Source organism: Desulfovibrio sp. SGI.230, assembly GCF_050313065.1.
Classification (GTDB): Bacteria; Desulfobacterota; Desulfovibrionia; order Desulfovibrionales; family Desulfovibrionaceae; genus Desulfovibrio.
Map to the genome: position 1 here is coordinate 127,166 of NZ_JBNPKS010000004.1, position 15,155 is coordinate 142,320.

Sequence of the window (15,155 nt, forward strand, 5' to 3'; positions counted from 1 at the left end):
GGGAAAGCGGGTATCTGCCGGCCGGGTCTCCCCGTCTGGTTCCGGCCGGAAGGCAGTATCTTACAGACGGATATCGATGACGGCCTTGCTGCGCAGCTGCTGGGAGTATTCGTCAAAACGCTCCATGGCCTTGGGCTGGCGCAGGATGTTATCGATGACGGGCCGGGCTTCCTCAAAGGTCATGGGACGGCCGGGACCGCTCTGTCCGGGACGGAACAGATGCACCTGGGCCTTGTGGCCCTGCACGGTGAAGATGTCGGTCACATCGCCGGGCTTCATCTTGTTCAGGCGGGTCTCCCACTCGGGATTGAGGCGTCCCCACTCCACCGGGCCCATGTCGCCGCCCTTTTCGCGATTGGGAGCGATGGAATACTTGCGGGCGGCCTCTTCGAACGAAAGGGCTCCGGAAGCGATCTGTGCCGCGATGCTCCTGGCATTGACATTGGGATTGTAGACGATCAGGCCCATATGCAGACCGTTGCGGTCATACATGGTGTCCTTGTGCTTTTCGTAGTAGGCGCGGATCTCGTCATCGGTCACCACCACGCGGCGGCCCACTTCGGCCCCCATGACGCGCTGGCGCAGCATGTTGGTCTTCATGCTCTTGCGCAGCTCATCCACGCTCATGCCCTGCTTCTTCAGCTCGGCTTCGAACTGGGCGCGGTTCAGGCGGCGCATCTTCATCATCTTGGTCAGTTCCTGATCGATCTCGCTGTCGGAGACCGTGATGCTCAGACGCTTGGCCTCCTGTTCCAGCAGGATGTCCATAATCATGGAATCCAGCACCTTGCGGAAGACCACATTGACCTTGTCGGCCTGCTTGGGGTCATTGGGATTGAGACGGGCACGCCCCAGTTCAGGCAGCGCGGCCTTTTGCAGGTCGAACATGGTGATGACCTGGCCGTTGACCACCGCGGCAATTTTGTTGAGCTGGGCAGCCTGGGCCGTGCAGGCCAGGCAGAGCCATGCCATCAGGATCAGAAGGGCATATTTTTTCAAGGCAAATTCTCCCGTTATGCGCATAGGCTGTAGTAGCAGCCGAAAATAGCCAATATTTCCCTCTTTGGCAATCGCCGCGGCCTAGGCCGTGCCGCCCGGAGCTTCCGGCGTGCGGATGTTTTCCAGGGCCTGTCGCAGCCCCTGCAGTCCCTGGGCAAAATCCTTGTCCGCAGGCAGGGGCAGCATGAGCGACGCCGGCGGCAGCATCCGGGCGCCCTTCATGGAAGCCACCAGTTTCAGGATGCGCTCCGGCTGCACGGCGGTCTGGCCGTCGCCCCACACCAGACGGACATGATCCAGATAGATGTCCGCACGCTGGACCTGCAAATGGCTCAGGAACTGCTTGAAATCGAGCACGGCGATGAAGTTGACCAGTTCCTGCGGGAAGCTGCCGAAACGGTCGCGCATGGAAAGGGCCACTTCCTCGCGGGCCGCGCCGCTGGCGGCCGACGTGAGCGCCTTGTAGCAGCGCAGGCGTTCCCGGCCATCCTCGATGTAGGACTGGGGGATATGGGCAGGCAGACCGAGGTTGAGCTCCGTCTCCACGTCCTGGGTGACGGGCGTGCCCTTGAGGCGGGCCACGGCCTCTTCCAGCATCTCCAGATACAGGTCGAGCCCCACCCGGCCCATATGGCCGGACTGCACCTCGCCCAGGATGTTGCCCGCACCGCGCAGGCGCAGGTCTTCCATGGCCACCTGGAAACCGGCCCCCAGATAGTCCATGTCCATGATGATGCGCAACCGCTCCTCGGCCACTTCGCTCAGATGCTCCGTATCGGGCACCACGAAGAAGGCGTAGGCCTGACGGTCACTGCGGCCCACCCGGCCCCGCAGCTGATAGAGCTGGCCAAGGCCGAAGAGCTGGGCCTGGTCCACCACCAGGGTGTTGGCGCGGGGAAAGTCCAGGCCCGACTCGACGATGGCCGTACAGACCAGCACATCCAGCTCGCCGTGCCAGAACTTGTGCATGTTGCTTTCCAGCTCGCTTTCCGACATCTGGCCGTGCGCCATCCCCACCCGGGCGGTGGGCACCAGCTTGCGCACATATTCGGCCACGCGCTCCAGCCCCTGGACACGGTTGTAGACCCAGAACACCTGACCTTCCCGCGCCAGCTCGCGCTCCAGTACCGTGCGCAGGGTGGCATCGTCACGCCGCAGCACGGCCGTGGCCACAGGCTTGCGGTCCTGCGGCGCGGTCTCGATGACCGAAAGGTCGCGGATGCCGGACATGGAAAGTTGCAGGGTGCGCGGGATGGGCGTGGCCGTCAGGGTCAGCACGTCCACGTTCTTTTTCAGGGCCTTGAGCTTTTCCTTGTGCCGCACGCCGAAGCGCTGTTCCTCGTCCAGGATGAGCAGGGAAAGATTGGGCAGGGACACGTCCGACGACAGCAGGCGGTGCGTGCCCAGCAGGATGTCGATCTGCCCCTCGGCCGCGGCCTTGAGGACTTCCTTTTGCCGGGCACGGGGCACGAAACGGCTCAGCAGACCCACCGTGACCGGGAAACCGGCCAGACGGGCCCGGAAGGTCTGGTAATGCTGCTCGGCCAGCACCGTAGTGGGACACAGCAGGGCCACCTGACGCCCCTCGCTGGCCGCGCGGAAGGCGGCGCGCAGGGCCACTTCGGTCTTGCCGAAGCCCACGTCACCACAGACCAGACGGTCCATGGGCTCGGACTTGTCCATGTCGGCCAAAACGTCCTCGATGGCCCGGGCCTGATCCGGGGTCTCCTCAAAGCCGAAGGTCGCCTCGAACTCGTGGTACAGCTCGCCCGGCGGGTCGTAGCGGAAGCCCTTGGCCACCTTGCGGTAGGCGTACATCTCCACCAGGTCGGCCGCAATCTTTTCGATGGCCTTGCGGACCTTCTCCTTGCCGGAACTCCAGCTGGCGCCGCCCAGACGGTCAAGGGCCGGTTCCGCACCCTCGCCACCTTTGAAGCGCTGGATGAGCCCCAGGCGGTCCACCGGCACATAGAGCCTGTCCTGCCCGGAGTATTCCACCAGAAGGAAGTCATTGCCCTGTCCTCCCTGCACCAGATGGTGCAGACCGGCAAAACGGCCGATGCCGTAATCCCGGTGGACGAGCAGGTCCCCGGCCTTGAGGTCATCGAAGCTGTCCAGTCCCTTGAACGCACGCGAGGAGGCACGGGCCTTCTTTTCCGCACGCGGATAGAGGATGTCCTCGCCCAGCACGAGCACATCGTCCCAGACCAGCTCCGCACCCGAACGCCAGGGGGAGACCAGGGCGAACAGTCCGCGCTGTTCCGGCGCATAACGCAAGGCAGGCGTGATGCCTTCCTGCTCGGCCAGTTTGAGGAACTTGGCCCGGCTGCGCTGCGAGGAGAAGCTCAGCACCACCTGACGGCGCCGGTTCTGCCATTCCTTCAGACCGGCAGACAGATGCTGCCACGGCCGGTCGGCCGCGCCGGGGACGGGGAAAAGATCCGTAAAGGCATGGAGCGGACGTTCCTGTACGTCGTCCCCCACGGCGTCCACGCCCATGACCAGGGGCTCCAGATAAAAACGGCGGGCCTTTTCCCAGGGCAGATCCTGCAGGCTGCCGCACAGGCACAGGGCGGACGGCTGCGGCAGGGGCGCATCATCTTCTTCCAGCTGGTCGCGCAACTGCATGGCCGTCCCGTGCAGGGCCGCATCGCAGTCCGCCTGTCCTGGCAGGAACCAGAGCGGCTCCTCGGGCAGCCAGTCCGCGATGGTGCTGGCCTTTTCGTGCACCACGCCCGGCAGCAGGCCCAGACCGCCGGCATCCAGGGTCTTCTTGAAGGTGTAGCAGTCGTTCTCGCTGATGCGCGCCCCGGCGAACAGGGCATCCATGCGCTTGCGGGCCGCGGCCAGGCCCTGCGCATCCAGCACGAAAGGCAGGGCCGGCAGCAGGGTCAGCTCGTCCAGACCCTGCAGGGAGCGCTGGCTCTCGGCATCGAACAGGCGCAGTTCTTCCAGCGTATCGCCAAAAAACTCCATGCGCACAGGACGCGGATAGCCGGACGGGAAGATGTCGAAGATGTCGCCGCGCCGGGCCATCTGCCCCGGCCGGGTCACCAGGGGGACTCGTTCGTACCCCCACTCCACGGCCTGATCGAGGATCAGCTCCGGCGGATAGTCGCTGCCCCGCGTCAGGTCGAGCGTGTGCTCGGCAAAGAAATCGCGGGGCACATGGCGCAGCAGCAGCGCTTCCGTGCTCAGGATGAGGCAGCGGGGTCCGCCCTGGGCAAGGCCGTACAGGGCCGCCAGCCGTCCTGCCCACGAATCCCGGTCACGGCGCAGCAAAAGGCCGGCAGGGAGCGCGGCAAAGGGCAGTTTCCAGGCAGGGACATCAGGGGCCATGTCAGCCAGGGAAAGCGAAGGAGAAAAAAGGGTCAGCAGTGCGCGCGCCGCCGTGTATTCCTCACGGTCGCGCACCAGGATGACGCTGCTGCGTCCCTGGGCCAGCGCGGCGCAGGCAAGACGGCAACAGGACGCCATGCCGCTGCGCTGCCAGTGTCGGGCCTCGGCCGGCCCTGAAAGCAGGGAAAGGATATCTGCCATACTGTCCGCCGGAAAAGCAAAAACGACGCCACCAACGACGCCGAATCCTGGGAAAGGGTTCAAAAAAGGCGGCCCGAAGGCCGCCTTGCGGGATCTCTTATCTGTAGCTGTCGGGGGCCATGCTTCAAGCGACCCGGGGGGATGCGTGCATGCACATCCCGGGCGGTGTGGGAACATTTCCCCGCACGGACAGCCGACGGATCACGATCCGCCTAGTGACTGCCGCAGCTGCTGCCGCAACTGCCGCAGCTGCTGCCGGAAGAGGCCAGCGGCACCTCGGGATCCACGGTGAATCCCATGTAGGTCATATCAATCTTGACGCCCTTGATCTGCGCCACCAGGTCGGTGGCCATGCAGAAGGTGAAACCGTCAACTTCCTCGGTGCTGTCCTGTGCGTTAGGCTCATCCAGAGCCAGGGCGAGACGCGGGCCGCTTCAGCCGCCGGGGGCAAGAAACACGCGGATGGACTGGCGTTCCTTGTCCGCGAAGTAGGCTTCCAGCTCTTTACGAGCGTTTTCAGACAGAGTGATCATTCCTATTCCTCTCTGGGCCGTATCTGCGGAGCGTCCTGCCCGTCAGGAACCGGGACCGATGCCCTGGGGCAACAGGCCCTCTCCGCCGGTAACGGCAGTTGATGGAAACAGAAGACGGGACCTTCTGTTATGACAAAACCGGCCGGGCCGGGACAGCCGGCCCCACCGGACAGGGACTACTGATGACTGCCGCAGCTGCCGCAGCAACCGCCGCAGGAACTGCCGCCCGACGAAGGCAGGGGCACTTCGGGGGTCACGGTGAAGCCCAGATAGCTCAAATCTATGCTGACGCTCTTCACCTGTTGCAGCAATTCCTTGTTGATGCAGAACGCAAAGCCGTCCTGTTCGAACCTGGCGTCCTCGTCCCCGGGTTCGTCCAGAGCCAGGACGAGCCGGGGGCCGGAGCAGCCGCCGGGAGCAAGATACACACGGATGGTCTGGCGTTCCTTGTCCGCAAAATAGGCTTCCAGCTCTTTGCGGGCATTTTCAGACAAAGTGATCATTCCTTCTCCTTGACGATGCCGCGTCCCGGACTTCCCGTATCCCGCAGGGGAAGAGGCGCCGTTCAGGGCAGCGCCCGTTGCCGGTGCGGCAACTGTTGACGCAGGAGGTGACAGGTATCGTCAGAGCAGGGATGACGCGGGAAGGAACATGCTGCGCCTTCCCGTCAAAGGCTACTGGTGGCTGCCGCAGGCACCGCAGCAACCGCCGCAGGCGCTGCCGCCCGACGACGGCAGGGGCACTTCGGGGGTCACCAGAAAGCCAAGGTAGTTGGCATCGATACTGACGCTTTTCACCTGCTGCAAAAGTTCATTGTTGATGCAGAAGGCAAAACCGCCCTGTTCGATCCGGGTATCGTTCTCACCGGCTTCGTCCAGCGCCAGAGCAAGGCGCGGGCCGGAGCAGCCGCCGGGGGCAAGGTAGATGCGAACGGTCGCTTTTTCCCTGTCGGCAAAAAAACCTTCCAGTTCCTTCTGGGCGGCATCGGTCAACGTAAGCATGGCACTACCTCCAGTGTTGCCCGTAACATGTAAGGTCAGCCCCAAAGATTGTCAATCGCTCGCGGGGCTTTTCTCCGCTGCCAAAAAGGCGTATGGAAAGACATCACTTCTGGAGGAATTATGCCCACGACATTGCTGCTGGACAAAGAGGAAATGACCCGTATTCTGGAACGTCTTGCCTGCGAAGTGCTGGAACGGCACGGGCAGTGCGAGCGCGTCATGCTGGTGGGCATCGAACGCCGCGGCGCCGACCTGGCCCGCCGCCTGGGCGCCCTGATGCAGCAGAAGCTGCAGCGCCCCCTGCCCCTGGGCACGCTGGACATCAACCTGTACCGTGACGACTGGACCAGCCTGGAAGGCAAGCCCCACATCGGCCAGTCGCGCATCACCGCCCCGGTGGACAACGCGGAGATCATCCTTATAGATGACGTGCTGTTCAGCGGACGCACCATCCGTGCCGCCCTGGAGGCCCTGCTGGATTACGGCCGTCCCCGCAAGGTGGAGCTGCTGGTGCTCGTGGACCGCGGCCACCGCGAACTGCCCATCCAGGCCGACTACATCGGCCGCAGCGTGGACACCCGCCCGCAGGAGCAGGTGGACGTCCTGCTGGAAGAACGGGACGGACGGGACGAAGTCCTGCTGACCGCCAAGAACTGACCTGCAGGGGCATCCGCCGGATGCCCCTTTTTTCATGCCCGCCCTGCTCCCGGTCCGGCCGCCTGTCCCCTTTTTTCCCGAAAGAACTTGACCCGTCCCTGTTCTTTTCCTAGGCTGCCCTTATCCATCACGACCCGTCTGATCCAAGGAGCACGTCCATGCCCATGCACCATACCTGACGCAACACCACCGGCTTCACGGTGTGGAGCGCAGCGGGGTGGTCGCGCCGACGGCATGTCCTGATTCCTTGACCTTCGCCATATCACGGTCCCCCATCCCCTAGGTCCGTCACGGATCTGCGCGCATTTTTTCAACTTTTGCCGCATCCCGTCTTTTGGGGGGTCGCATGAAAAACAGCTTCAATTTCTTCTCGTCCACCACGGGCATCGTGGTCACGGGCCTTATCCTGGGCCTGATCGCCGTCTTTTTGCAGTTCTCCGGCAACCCCGGCAACATGGGCATCTGCGTGGTCTGCTTCAACCGCGACATCGCAGGGGCCGTGGGCCTGCACCGCGCGCCCATCGTCCAGTACCTGCGTCCCGAGATCATGGGCATGGTGCTGGGCTCCCTGGCCGCTGCCCTCTGCTTTGGCGAATACCGCGCCCGCGGCGGCTCCGCTCCGGCCGTCCGCTTCCTGCTGGGCGTCATCGCAGCCATCGGCGCCCTGGTCTTCCTGGGCTGCCCCTGGCGCGTCATCATGCGTCTGGCCGGCGGCGACGCCAACGCCCTGTTCGGCCTGGCCGGCCTGGTGGTCGGCATCGGTCTGGGCACGGTCTTCTTCCGCATGGGCTTCTCCCTGGGCCGCAGCCAGAGCCAGAGCAAGGCGTCCGGCCTGATCCTGCCCGGCATCATGCTCGCCCTGGTCGCCGTCTATCTGTTCAACCCGCCCATGGAAGGACAGGCCCAGAACGGCGTCCTCTTCTACTCCCTCAAGGGCCCCGGCTCCATGCACGCCCCCTTCCTGCTCTCGCTCGGTGCCGGTCTGCTGGTGGGCTTCCTGGCCCAGCGCAGCCGCTTCTGCACCATGGGCGCCGTGCGTGACGTCCTGCTGTTCAACCAGTGGCATCTGGCCCTGGGCTTCCTGGCCATGCTGGTCGCCGCGCTGGTGGCCAATCTGGCCATCGGCGGCTTCCATCCCGGTTTTGACGGCCAGCCCGTGGCCCATACCGACGGCCTGTGGAACTTCCTGGGCATGGTGACGGCCGGTCTGGCCTTTGCCCTGGCCGGCGGCTGCCCCGGCCGCCAACTCTTCATGGCCGGTGAAGGCGACAACGACGCAGCCGTGTTCGTGGTCGGTCTCATCGTGGGCGCGGCCTGCGCCCATAACTTCGGCATGGCCTCCAGCACGGCGGGCATCGGCCCCAACGGCATGCTGGGCGCCCTGGGCGGCCTGGCCGTCTGCCTGCTCATCGGTTTCTTCAATTGCAAGCGAGGTGCGTAATGGCGACCCTTATCGATACTTGCGGGCTTTCCTGCCCCCAGCCTGTCCTGATGTTCCTGACCGCTGCCAAAAAGCAGCCCGAAGGCCCTTTCTCCGTCCTGGTGGATAATGAGGCCAGCCGCGAAAACGTGACCCGCGCGGCCCGCAACAGCGGCTTCGATGTGACGGAAAGTGAAGAGAACGGCATCTGGCGGCTGGAGATCAGCCGTCAGGCCTAAAAAAATCCATGCAGGGGCGGCTCCGGCCGCCCCTTTTCAGGAAAAGCATGACCTCGAAGCATTCCCTTTTTTCCTCTCTCGGTCGCCGTCTGGGCGGCCTGTTCAAAAAAGAGTCCGCTCCCGATGCAGGCCCCCGCGCCCTTTCCGACCGGGGGCTGTTGGCTTTTTCCCATACGGGCGACGTCATCCGGGCCGAACGCCTGCTGCGGCAGCAGGGCTTTGACGTAGACGTCAAGGGCCCGCCCCCGCAGATGCGTACCGGCTGCGACATGGTGGTGGTCTTCCCGCTCATCCGCCAGGCCGCAGTGCTGGCCAGCCTGAAAACGGCCGATCTGGAGCCGGAACAGGTGGTCAGCGCCCATGACGTGCTGCTGGAGCCCGTGTCCCTGTTCCAGACCAGCCGTCTGGAACACTGGCTCATGGTACGCGCGGCCAACATGAAGATCACGGTGGACTGCCGCGACCGACGCATCGTCAATATCTCCGGCGGCGGCTGCCCGGACGTGCCCTGGCTGGCCCACTGCCTGTGCGGCAAAACGCTGGATACGGCCCCCGAACCGCTGAGCATGGGGCAGACCCTGTGCTGCTACAGCCTGCAAAAAGCCTTTGAGGAGATACGGAGACAGCTCGCATGTGGATCATAGCCGGAACCATCCCCGACCCTGATTTTTCTCTGCTGGTGCCGGAAGGCCCCGCCCCGCGTAGCGCCAGCCTTTCGGAAGCGGGCCTGCACCTGCCTGACGGCCGTACCGTGCCCGTGGAACGGGGCACCGCGGCCCTGGCAGCCACGGCCCTGCAGACCTGCGCGGCCCTTGGCTGCACGCCCCCTGCCCTGCTGCTGGCCGGGGATACCGGCTCCGGTTCCGGCAGCCGCCAGCTCTACGCCTGGCTGGAAAAAGCCCTGCCCGCCCTGGCCCCGCGCGGCCTGACCTTCCACTACCTCTTCCCCGACGTGGACTGGCACAACCGCCTGCTGCTGGCTGTCCGGGAACTGGAGAACGCGCCCCTGATGGTGGCCGATGCGGGCTTCATGTACGTGGCCAAGATGAGCGGCTATGCCGATGCCTACGAACTCTTCACTCCGGACGTGGGCGAACTGGCCTTCCTGGCGGATGAAAAAGCGCCCCACCCCTTCTATACGCGCGGCTTCCTGCTGGCCGAGGAACAGAACATCCCCGTGCTGCTGGCCCGGGCACAGGAGCACGGCAACTGCCCGGCCAATCTGATCATCAAGGGCAAGGCCGACCATATCATCCACGAAGGCTGCCTCCACGCCGTGGTGGACAGTCCCTCGGTCCCGGCCATGGAGTGCATCGGCGGTACCGGGGACATCGTGACCGGCCTCGTCACCGGCCTGCTGTGCGCCGGTCTGCCCACCGCCACGGCCGCCCTGGCCGCCGCACGTCTGGCCCGCCTGCTGGCCGCCCATTGCCGGCCCGATCCGTCCACACCTGTGAGCCGCCTTATCGCCGCCCTGCCCGAAGTCCTGCCCCGCAGCAGGGACGAAATCCTCGTCCTGGGCCGGGCCTGAGCCCGCTTTGCGGCAGGTTCCTTCAAGGCCTGGAACGAGACCTTGCTCCTGCCCTGTGTCCCTGTTTTCTCCATCAAAAAAGCTCCGCCTGCGTCTTGTGCGCGGGCGGAGCTTTTTTGATGGCTGGGTTACGGTGATGACCGGCTGCCGGTCGTCCCCTTTGCGGGAGCGGCCCTCCAGCAGGGCCGCTCCGGTGGAGGCACGCATCCGGGTCGTGCCGCCTGGGGGAATGCCTAGGAATACAGCAGGCTGCCCAGCAGCAGGGTCACGATGGCCGTGGCCGCGTAAGCGCCCAGGATGGCGAGGGGCGAGGACTTCCAGATGGCCTTGGTATTGCACCATTCGTTGCCGTGCAGCAGGGCCGCACTGGCACTGGCGGCAGGCGTCAGGAAAGCGAAGTGGACGCCCATGACCACCATGATGAGCGGCAGCTCCGGCGCCATACCGGAGGCCTGGCAGAAGCTGTGGATGACCGGCATGAGCACCACGCCCACGGCGCCGTTGTTCATGACCTGGGTCAGGGCCACGGCGGCGAAGCCGATGAACAGGGCAAACGTGATGGAAGAGCTCTCGCCGAAGAAAGGCGTCAGCAGCTGCATGAGAAAGTCCGTGATGCCGCTGCCCGGGGCCGCCATGGCGATGGTCAGGGGCTGCACGAAGGCCAGCAGCAGCACGATGCCCCAGGTGACGCCGGAGTCCACCATGACCTTGAAATTCAGCAGGGGCTTGCCTTCCACCTTGATGGCCGCCATGACCGTCACCAGCAGGATGACGATACCCGTATTGCCGATGGCCTTGAGGAAGCGGGTCAGGAAGAAGTCCGCAGGCAGGAAGTTGGGGGCCAGGAGCAGCAGCACCAGCAGGAAGAGGAAAAGGAGCACGGTCTTCTGCACGCCGGTCAGGTTCAGACTGCCGTCGGTATCCAGCTTGTCCGCTTCCAGATTGAGCAGCTTGCTCATGTCGGGGCGGAAAATGTACTTGCCGAGCACGATGAAGAACAGGGCGCACAGCAGGCAGATGAGGCAGGCGATGAGCATGTACTTGGCATAGTCGATGCCCATGCCGGACATGGTCTCATAGGCACTGAACACGGTCAGGGCCACCTGCTTGAAGGGGATCATGGACTGGCCGATCTGGGCGGCGAAGACGATGCCGAAGACCATCATGGTCGGGTAGCTGTCGCCCTTCTTGTAGCCGCAGACCTCGCACACGCCGTACAGGATGCTCCAGCCGATGAGCGCCGCCGGAGAGGCACTGGTCAGCGCCCCCAGGATGAAGATGGAGGCCAGGAAGGTGAAGCTGAACAGCCACGGCCTGCCCGCCACGAATTTGCGCGTGATGAACCAGAGGGAGATGAAGCGCGACAGACCGTAGTGGTTGATGGTGGCGCAGAAGACGAAGATGAAGAACATCATCTGCACGATGGGGTGGCCGAAACTGTTGTTCAGCAGGGTCACGGGCTTCATGCCGCCCACCAGCATCATGGCCAGCAGGCCGGCCAGGCTGGGCCAGACGATCTCGATGAACACCCAGCCGTACAGCACCCCCAGGAACACGCCCACCAGGCGCATCCCCAGCGGGGTCAGGGGTTCCACAGGGTCCAGCAGGCCGAAGCCGAACATGATGCACAGACAGACGAGGCTGTGGACATAATAGGCAAGAGACAGGGGAGCTTTCTTCTCCGGGGTCGTTGCTGACATATCGTTTCCTGTAAATCGCGCGGGCACGGGGCCCTGCGCGGGGATGAAGTTGCGGACGGAATGAGCCGGAGGCAGGGAGAAGACGCCCCCGGCTCACAGAAGGAACCGCTCACGGCTCATGCCGCAAGGGATGGCACCGGCCAGTCACCGGGCCGTCGGCCTAGTCCGCACGCGGAGGTTCGGGCCAGGTGAAGTTGTCCATGTAATAGCGGTACGGCTTCACGGGATAGTCATCCAGGGGCACGGGCACGGTGTGCAGCTCATGCCGTCCGTCCACCTGCCGCTGTTCGATCCACTTGAGCCAGTTGGCATTGTCACGCTGGGGGTAATCCTCGCGGTAATGACCGGCACGGGATTCCTTGCGGGCCAGGGCCGCGGTCAGGCACAGATCCGTCAGCAGCACGGTGGAGGTCGCTTCAAAGAGCTTGGCCAGCTCGTGGGCATCACGGGCCCCCAGCTCGGGCAGGAACTCTTCCCGCACTTCGGCCACGCGATCCAGGCCACGGCTCAGGCCGCGCCCCGTCTTCATCAGGGCCACGTCGGGCGCGCTCATGACTTCGCGCATGTCGGCGATGACGTCCTTGGGCGCGATGCCGTCACGTCCCAGATAACGCAGGATGCCGTTCAGGCGGTCAGCGGCATAGGCCTTGTCGAAGGGGACGGCGTCATGGCCTTCCACGAAACGGGCCGCGGCCTCACCGGCGGAATAGCCCGTGGTGGCCGTGATGCAGGTGGCCCAGCCGCCCATGTAGACACCGGGGTCGGGGTTGCGGGCCAGACCGGCGGCGTACAGGCCCTTGATGGCCGTGGCGCCGTCCAGATCGGCCACGATGCCGCCGTAGGTATGGCGCACCTGCGGCATCCACTCCAGCTTCTGGGCGAAAAAGTCCATGCCCATGGCCCGCAGCTTCTTGTCGTTAAGGCCCATCCAGCCCGCACGCGGGCGCATGGTCTCCACGTCTTCGGCCGACATCTTGCTGCAGTCGAAAAGGATGGGGCCGTTACCGGCGCGCACTTCGCAGATCATGCCGCGCGTATTGTAATGCGGGTCGGCCTTGGCGCCGAACTTGGGGGAATACTTGAGCATGAAGTCTTCGCCCTTGTTGTTGAGGAAGCGGGCCCCCTTGGGCAGCAGACCGGTCTGTCCCTCCCAGGCAAAGTCCACCGGCACGTTCCAGACCTTCCAGAACTCGAAGTTGCGCATGGCGCAGCCGGCGTTCCAGGCGATGCTCACGCCTTCGCTGGCAGGGGTGTTCTGATGGTAGGAAGGCTTCCAGCCGCCGGTATTGGTGGCCAGCAGCACGGCACGGGCCCGGATGTAGACGGGCTTGCCGCTCTGGGCGTGGAAGCCCACGGCACCGGTGACGCGCTCGCCGTCGGTGATGACGTCGGTGATGACCACACGGCCCAGACGGCGCACGCCGCGCTTTTCGCACTCCCGCTTGAGCAGGCGGGCCTTGTCGATGCCGCCCATGCCGTAGGGATGGTAGTAATAGAAGCGCATGTAATCCAGCGCACGCTGGGGGATGAAGCACAGCTCGCCCTTGTCGTTGCGGACGAACTTGTGGCCCCAGTTCTCAAAATCCATGAAGCGGTCATAGGACTGGGTCAGGATCTGCCCCAGCAGCTTCTGGTCGGCCAAGCCATCGTAGTAATAGACCAGATCGTCCAGCAGGTCATCAAGGTTCATGTCGGGCTGTTTGACGATCATGTCGCCGCCCGAAAGGCCGCCAAGGCCGCCCCAGTCACGGGGGCCCTTGTCCACCACCAGCACGTCGTCAAGAAAATCCTTGGCGCGCATGGCCGCCCACATGCCACTGAAACCACACCCGACCACAAGCAGGTCCGTCGTGTATTCGTATCCTCTGGGTTCTTTCATGATGTCCTCCGGCAGTTAGCTCTTTACGACGTCAACCTGATCAAGGGTCCGGGCAAACCGTTCCTTGAACGGATGCACGAAGATGGCCCCGGAAGGACAACGCAGCTCACAGGTGAAACAGGTCATACAGTCGTCATTGTAGGCGATACGCGAACGGCTGCCGCAGGTCATGCAGCGCAGGGCTTCGGCAAAGCAGGCTTCCATATCGAGGGGGCGCACGTTCTCCGCCATGGGATCCTGCGGATCGGCGGGCACACGGCCGCGCTCATGGCGGGGCTCCTGGCCGATGCCCTGGCCGGGCAGGCGGTCTTCGGGAACCTGGGGACGCTTGCGGCCGCGCTCGCCCTGGATGTCGGCCCCTTTGAGCATGCGGTCGATGGAGATGGCGCACTCACGGCCACCGGCGATGGCCGCCACCACAGAGGCCGGGCCCGTGGCCGCGTCACCGGCGGCGAACACGCCCCACTGGCTGGTGGCCAGGGTGATGTCCTCCACCACGATGCGGCCGCGTTCCACGCTCACATCACCGGCAAAACCGTCCAGTTCCGAGACCTGGCCGATGGCGAAGATAACGTGCGACGCGGCCAGGCGCAGGGTGGACGAAGTGTCGAAACGGGGGGCGAAGCGGCCTTCCTCGTCCTTGAGGCTGGTGCAGGCATGCAGTTCCAGGCCCACCAGACGGCCATCTTCCTGCAGCAGGCGGGCCGGCCCGAAGCCGCAATGGAACTCGATCCCTTCGTCTTCGGCATCCTTCTGGTTGTGGGGATAGGCGGGCATTTCTTCCCGGCTTTCCAGGCAGGCCATGTGGACTCGGGCGGCACCGAGACGACGGGCCGTGATGGCCGCGTCCACGGCCACGTCACCGCCGCCCACGACCACCACGTCACCGCTGATGACAGGCTTTTCATCGCTGCGGCAGGCGCTCAGGAAATCCAGCCCCCAGTGCACGCCGGGCAGATCGCTGCCTTCCAGTTCCAGACGGCGGCTGGCGGAGGTACCGGGGGCCAGCATGATGGCCTTGTAGCCGCGGCGCTTCAGTTCGGCCAGACTGACGTCCGCGCCCTTGCCCACGCGGGTATTGCAGCAGAAACGCACGCCGATCTCTTCAAGACGGCGGACCTGGGTGGCCACCACATCATCGGGCAGACGGTAGGCGGGGATGCCGTAACGCAGCATGCCGCCGGGAAACGGACGGGCTTCGAAGACCGTGACAGGATAGCCCATGAGGGCCAGGAACCAGGCGCAGGAAAGACCGGCCGGACCGGAACCCACCACGGCCACCTTGCTGATGTGACGGCGCACGGGCTTTTCCAGCGGCATCTGCGCGGCCCAGTCGCCGAGCACATGCTCCACGGCATTGATATTGACAGCGCTGTCCACACGGGCACGGGCGCATGCGGATTCACAGGGATGGAAGCAGACACGGCCGGTGATGGCCGGGAACGGCTGGACAGCCAGATAATTGCGCGCGGCTTCGTCCAGGTTGCCCTGCTGGATCAGATAATGGTTGCCGCGAATATCCACACCCGCAGGACAGGCCGCCATGCACGGGGATATCTGCTCCTGTGCTGTCTCAAGGCGAAATACGTCAAGCGGGCAGGTTTTCGTGCAGCTGCCGCAACCGGTACAGGCTGCGGGATCGATACTTTGAATCAT

13 protein-coding genes are annotated in these 15,155 nt (G+C 64.5%); 5 read left to right on the forward strand and 8 right to left on the reverse strand.

All coding sequences use genetic code 11. From position 1 onward, the window contains the following. Positions 1 to 60 precede the first annotated feature (60 nt). The 5 genes from ACQRAG_RS05755 to ACQRAG_RS05775 form a co-directional block, all read right to left on the reverse strand. Positions 61 to 999 (reverse strand): SurA N-terminal domain-containing protein, encoded by a 939-nt coding sequence (locus ACQRAG_RS05755; protein WP_239463843.1) that lies wholly within the window; start codon positions 997 to 999, stop codon positions 61 to 63. An 81-nt stretch (positions 1,000 to 1,080) separates the two neighbouring features. Beyond that, positions 1,081 to 4,539: a transcription-repair coupling factor gene (gene mfd, locus ACQRAG_RS05760; RefSeq protein ID WP_427803894.1), complete on the reverse strand. Its 3,459-nt coding sequence runs from the start codon at positions 4,537 to 4,539 to the stop codon at positions 1,081 to 1,083. Between the two features lie 212 nt (positions 4,540 to 4,751). Beyond that, positions 4,752 to 5,072 (reverse strand): IscA/HesB family protein, encoded by a 321-nt coding sequence (locus ACQRAG_RS05765; protein WP_081446798.1) that lies wholly within the window; start codon positions 5,070 to 5,072, stop codon positions 4,752 to 4,754. A 176-nt stretch (positions 5,073 to 5,248) separates the two neighbouring features. Further along, entirely contained in the window at positions 5,249 to 5,575 is a 327-nt protein-coding gene (locus tag ACQRAG_RS05770) for an IscA/HesB family protein (protein ID WP_168934998.1), read from the reverse strand. A 171-nt stretch (positions 5,576 to 5,746) separates the two neighbouring features. Further along, on the reverse strand, positions 5,747 to 6,073 hold the full coding sequence (locus ACQRAG_RS05775) for an IscA/HesB family protein (RefSeq protein WP_006004629.1): 327 nt from the start codon (positions 6,071 to 6,073) through the stop codon (positions 5,747 to 5,749). 120 nt (positions 6,074 to 6,193) lie between these two features. Between ACQRAG_RS05775 and pyrR the strand changes: the two genes are divergently transcribed. The 5 genes from pyrR (at position 6,194) to ACQRAG_RS05800 (ending at position 9,920) form a co-directional block, all read left to right on the forward strand. Further along, positions 6,194 to 6,730 (forward strand): bifunctional pyr operon transcriptional regulator/uracil phosphoribosyltransferase PyrR, encoded by a 537-nt coding sequence (gene pyrR / locus ACQRAG_RS05780; protein WP_168935000.1) that lies wholly within the window; start codon positions 6,194 to 6,196, stop codon positions 6,728 to 6,730. Between the two features lie 346 nt (positions 6,731 to 7,076). After that, positions 7,077 to 8,171, forward strand: coding sequence for a YedE family putative selenium transporter (gene yedE, locus ACQRAG_RS05785; protein ID WP_427803893.1), 1,095 nt, complete (start codon positions 7,077 to 7,079; stop codon positions 8,169 to 8,171). Then, entirely contained in the window at positions 8,171 to 8,389 is a 219-nt protein-coding gene (locus ACQRAG_RS05790) for a sulfurtransferase TusA family protein (protein ID WP_168935002.1), read from the forward strand. The genes yedE and ACQRAG_RS05790 overlap by 1 nt, the downstream gene beginning before the upstream one ends. Before the next feature lie 47 nt (positions 8,390 to 8,436). After that, on the forward strand, positions 8,437 to 9,033 hold the full coding sequence (locus ACQRAG_RS05795; protein ID WP_168935003.1) for a DUF3343 domain-containing protein: 597 nt from the start codon (positions 8,437 to 8,439) through the stop codon (positions 9,031 to 9,033). Then, positions 9,021 to 9,920, forward strand: coding sequence for an NAD(P)H-hydrate dehydratase (locus ACQRAG_RS05800; protein WP_427803892.1), 900 nt, complete (start codon positions 9,021 to 9,023; stop codon positions 9,918 to 9,920). Before ACQRAG_RS05795 ends, ACQRAG_RS05800 begins: the two co-directional genes overlap by 13 nt. Before the next feature lie 233 nt (positions 9,921 to 10,153). Here ACQRAG_RS05800 and ACQRAG_RS05805 read toward each other — a convergent pair whose 3' ends face one another. The 3 genes from ACQRAG_RS05805 to ACQRAG_RS05815 all read right to left on the reverse strand — a co-directional run bounded on the left by ACQRAG_RS05805 (position 10,154) and on the right by ACQRAG_RS05815 (position 15,155). Further along, positions 10,154 to 11,620 (reverse strand): SLC13 family permease, encoded by a 1,467-nt coding sequence (locus tag ACQRAG_RS05805; RefSeq protein WP_240937647.1) that lies wholly within the window; start codon positions 11,618 to 11,620, stop codon positions 10,154 to 10,156. Positions 11,621 to 11,780: 160 nt separating this feature from the next. Then, positions 11,781 to 13,499, reverse strand: coding sequence for an FAD-dependent oxidoreductase (locus ACQRAG_RS05810; RefSeq protein WP_297159220.1), 1,719 nt, complete (start codon positions 13,497 to 13,499; stop codon positions 11,781 to 11,783). A 15-nt stretch (positions 13,500 to 13,514) separates the two neighbouring features. Continuing rightward, positions 13,515 to 15,155 carry an FAD-dependent oxidoreductase gene (locus tag ACQRAG_RS05815; protein ID WP_329968104.1) on the reverse strand — a complete coding sequence of 547 codons (1,641 nt, stop codon included), beginning with the start codon at positions 15,153 to 15,155 and terminating at the stop codon, positions 13,515 to 13,517.

Bases quoted from the DNA above. Each gene is read 5' to 3' on its own strand.
- mfd (WP_427803894.1), bottom strand. From the start codon at position 4,539: ATGGCAGATATCCTTTCCCTGCTTTCAGGGCCGGCCGAGGCCCGACAC.
- ACQRAG_RS05770 (WP_168934998.1), bottom strand. From the start codon at position 5,575: ATGATCACTTTGTCTGAAAATGCCCGCAAAGAGCTGGAAGCCTATTTT.
- ACQRAG_RS05775 (WP_006004629.1), bottom strand. From the start codon at position 6,073: ATGCTTACGTTGACCGATGCCGCCCAGAAGGAACTGGAAGGTTTTTTT.
- pyrR (WP_168935000.1), top strand. From the start codon at position 6,194: ATGCCCACGACATTGCTGCTGGACAAAGAGGAAATGACCCGTATTCTG.
- yedE (WP_427803893.1), top strand. From the start codon at position 7,077: ATGAAAAACAGCTTCAATTTCTTCTCGTCCACCACGGGCATCGTGGTC.
- ACQRAG_RS05790 (WP_168935002.1), top strand. From the start codon at position 8,171: ATGGCGACCCTTATCGATACTTGCGGGCTTTCCTGCCCCCAGCCTGTC.
- ACQRAG_RS05795 (WP_168935003.1), top strand. From the start codon at position 8,437: ATGACCTCGAAGCATTCCCTTTTTTCCTCTCTCGGTCGCCGTCTGGGC.
- ACQRAG_RS05800 (WP_427803892.1), top strand. From the start codon at position 9,021: ATGTGGATCATAGCCGGAACCATCCCCGACCCTGATTTTTCTCTGCTG.
- ACQRAG_RS05805 (WP_240937647.1), bottom strand. From the start codon at position 11,620: ATGTCAGCAACGACCCCGGAGAAGAAAGCTCCCCTGTCTCTTGCCTAT.
- ACQRAG_RS05810 (WP_297159220.1), bottom strand. From the start codon at position 13,499: ATGAAAGAACCCAGAGGATACGAATACACGACGGACCTGCTTGTGGTC.
- ACQRAG_RS05815 (WP_329968104.1), bottom strand. From the start codon at position 15,155: ATGATTCAAAGTATCGATCCCGCAGCCTGTACCGGTTGCGGCAGCTGC.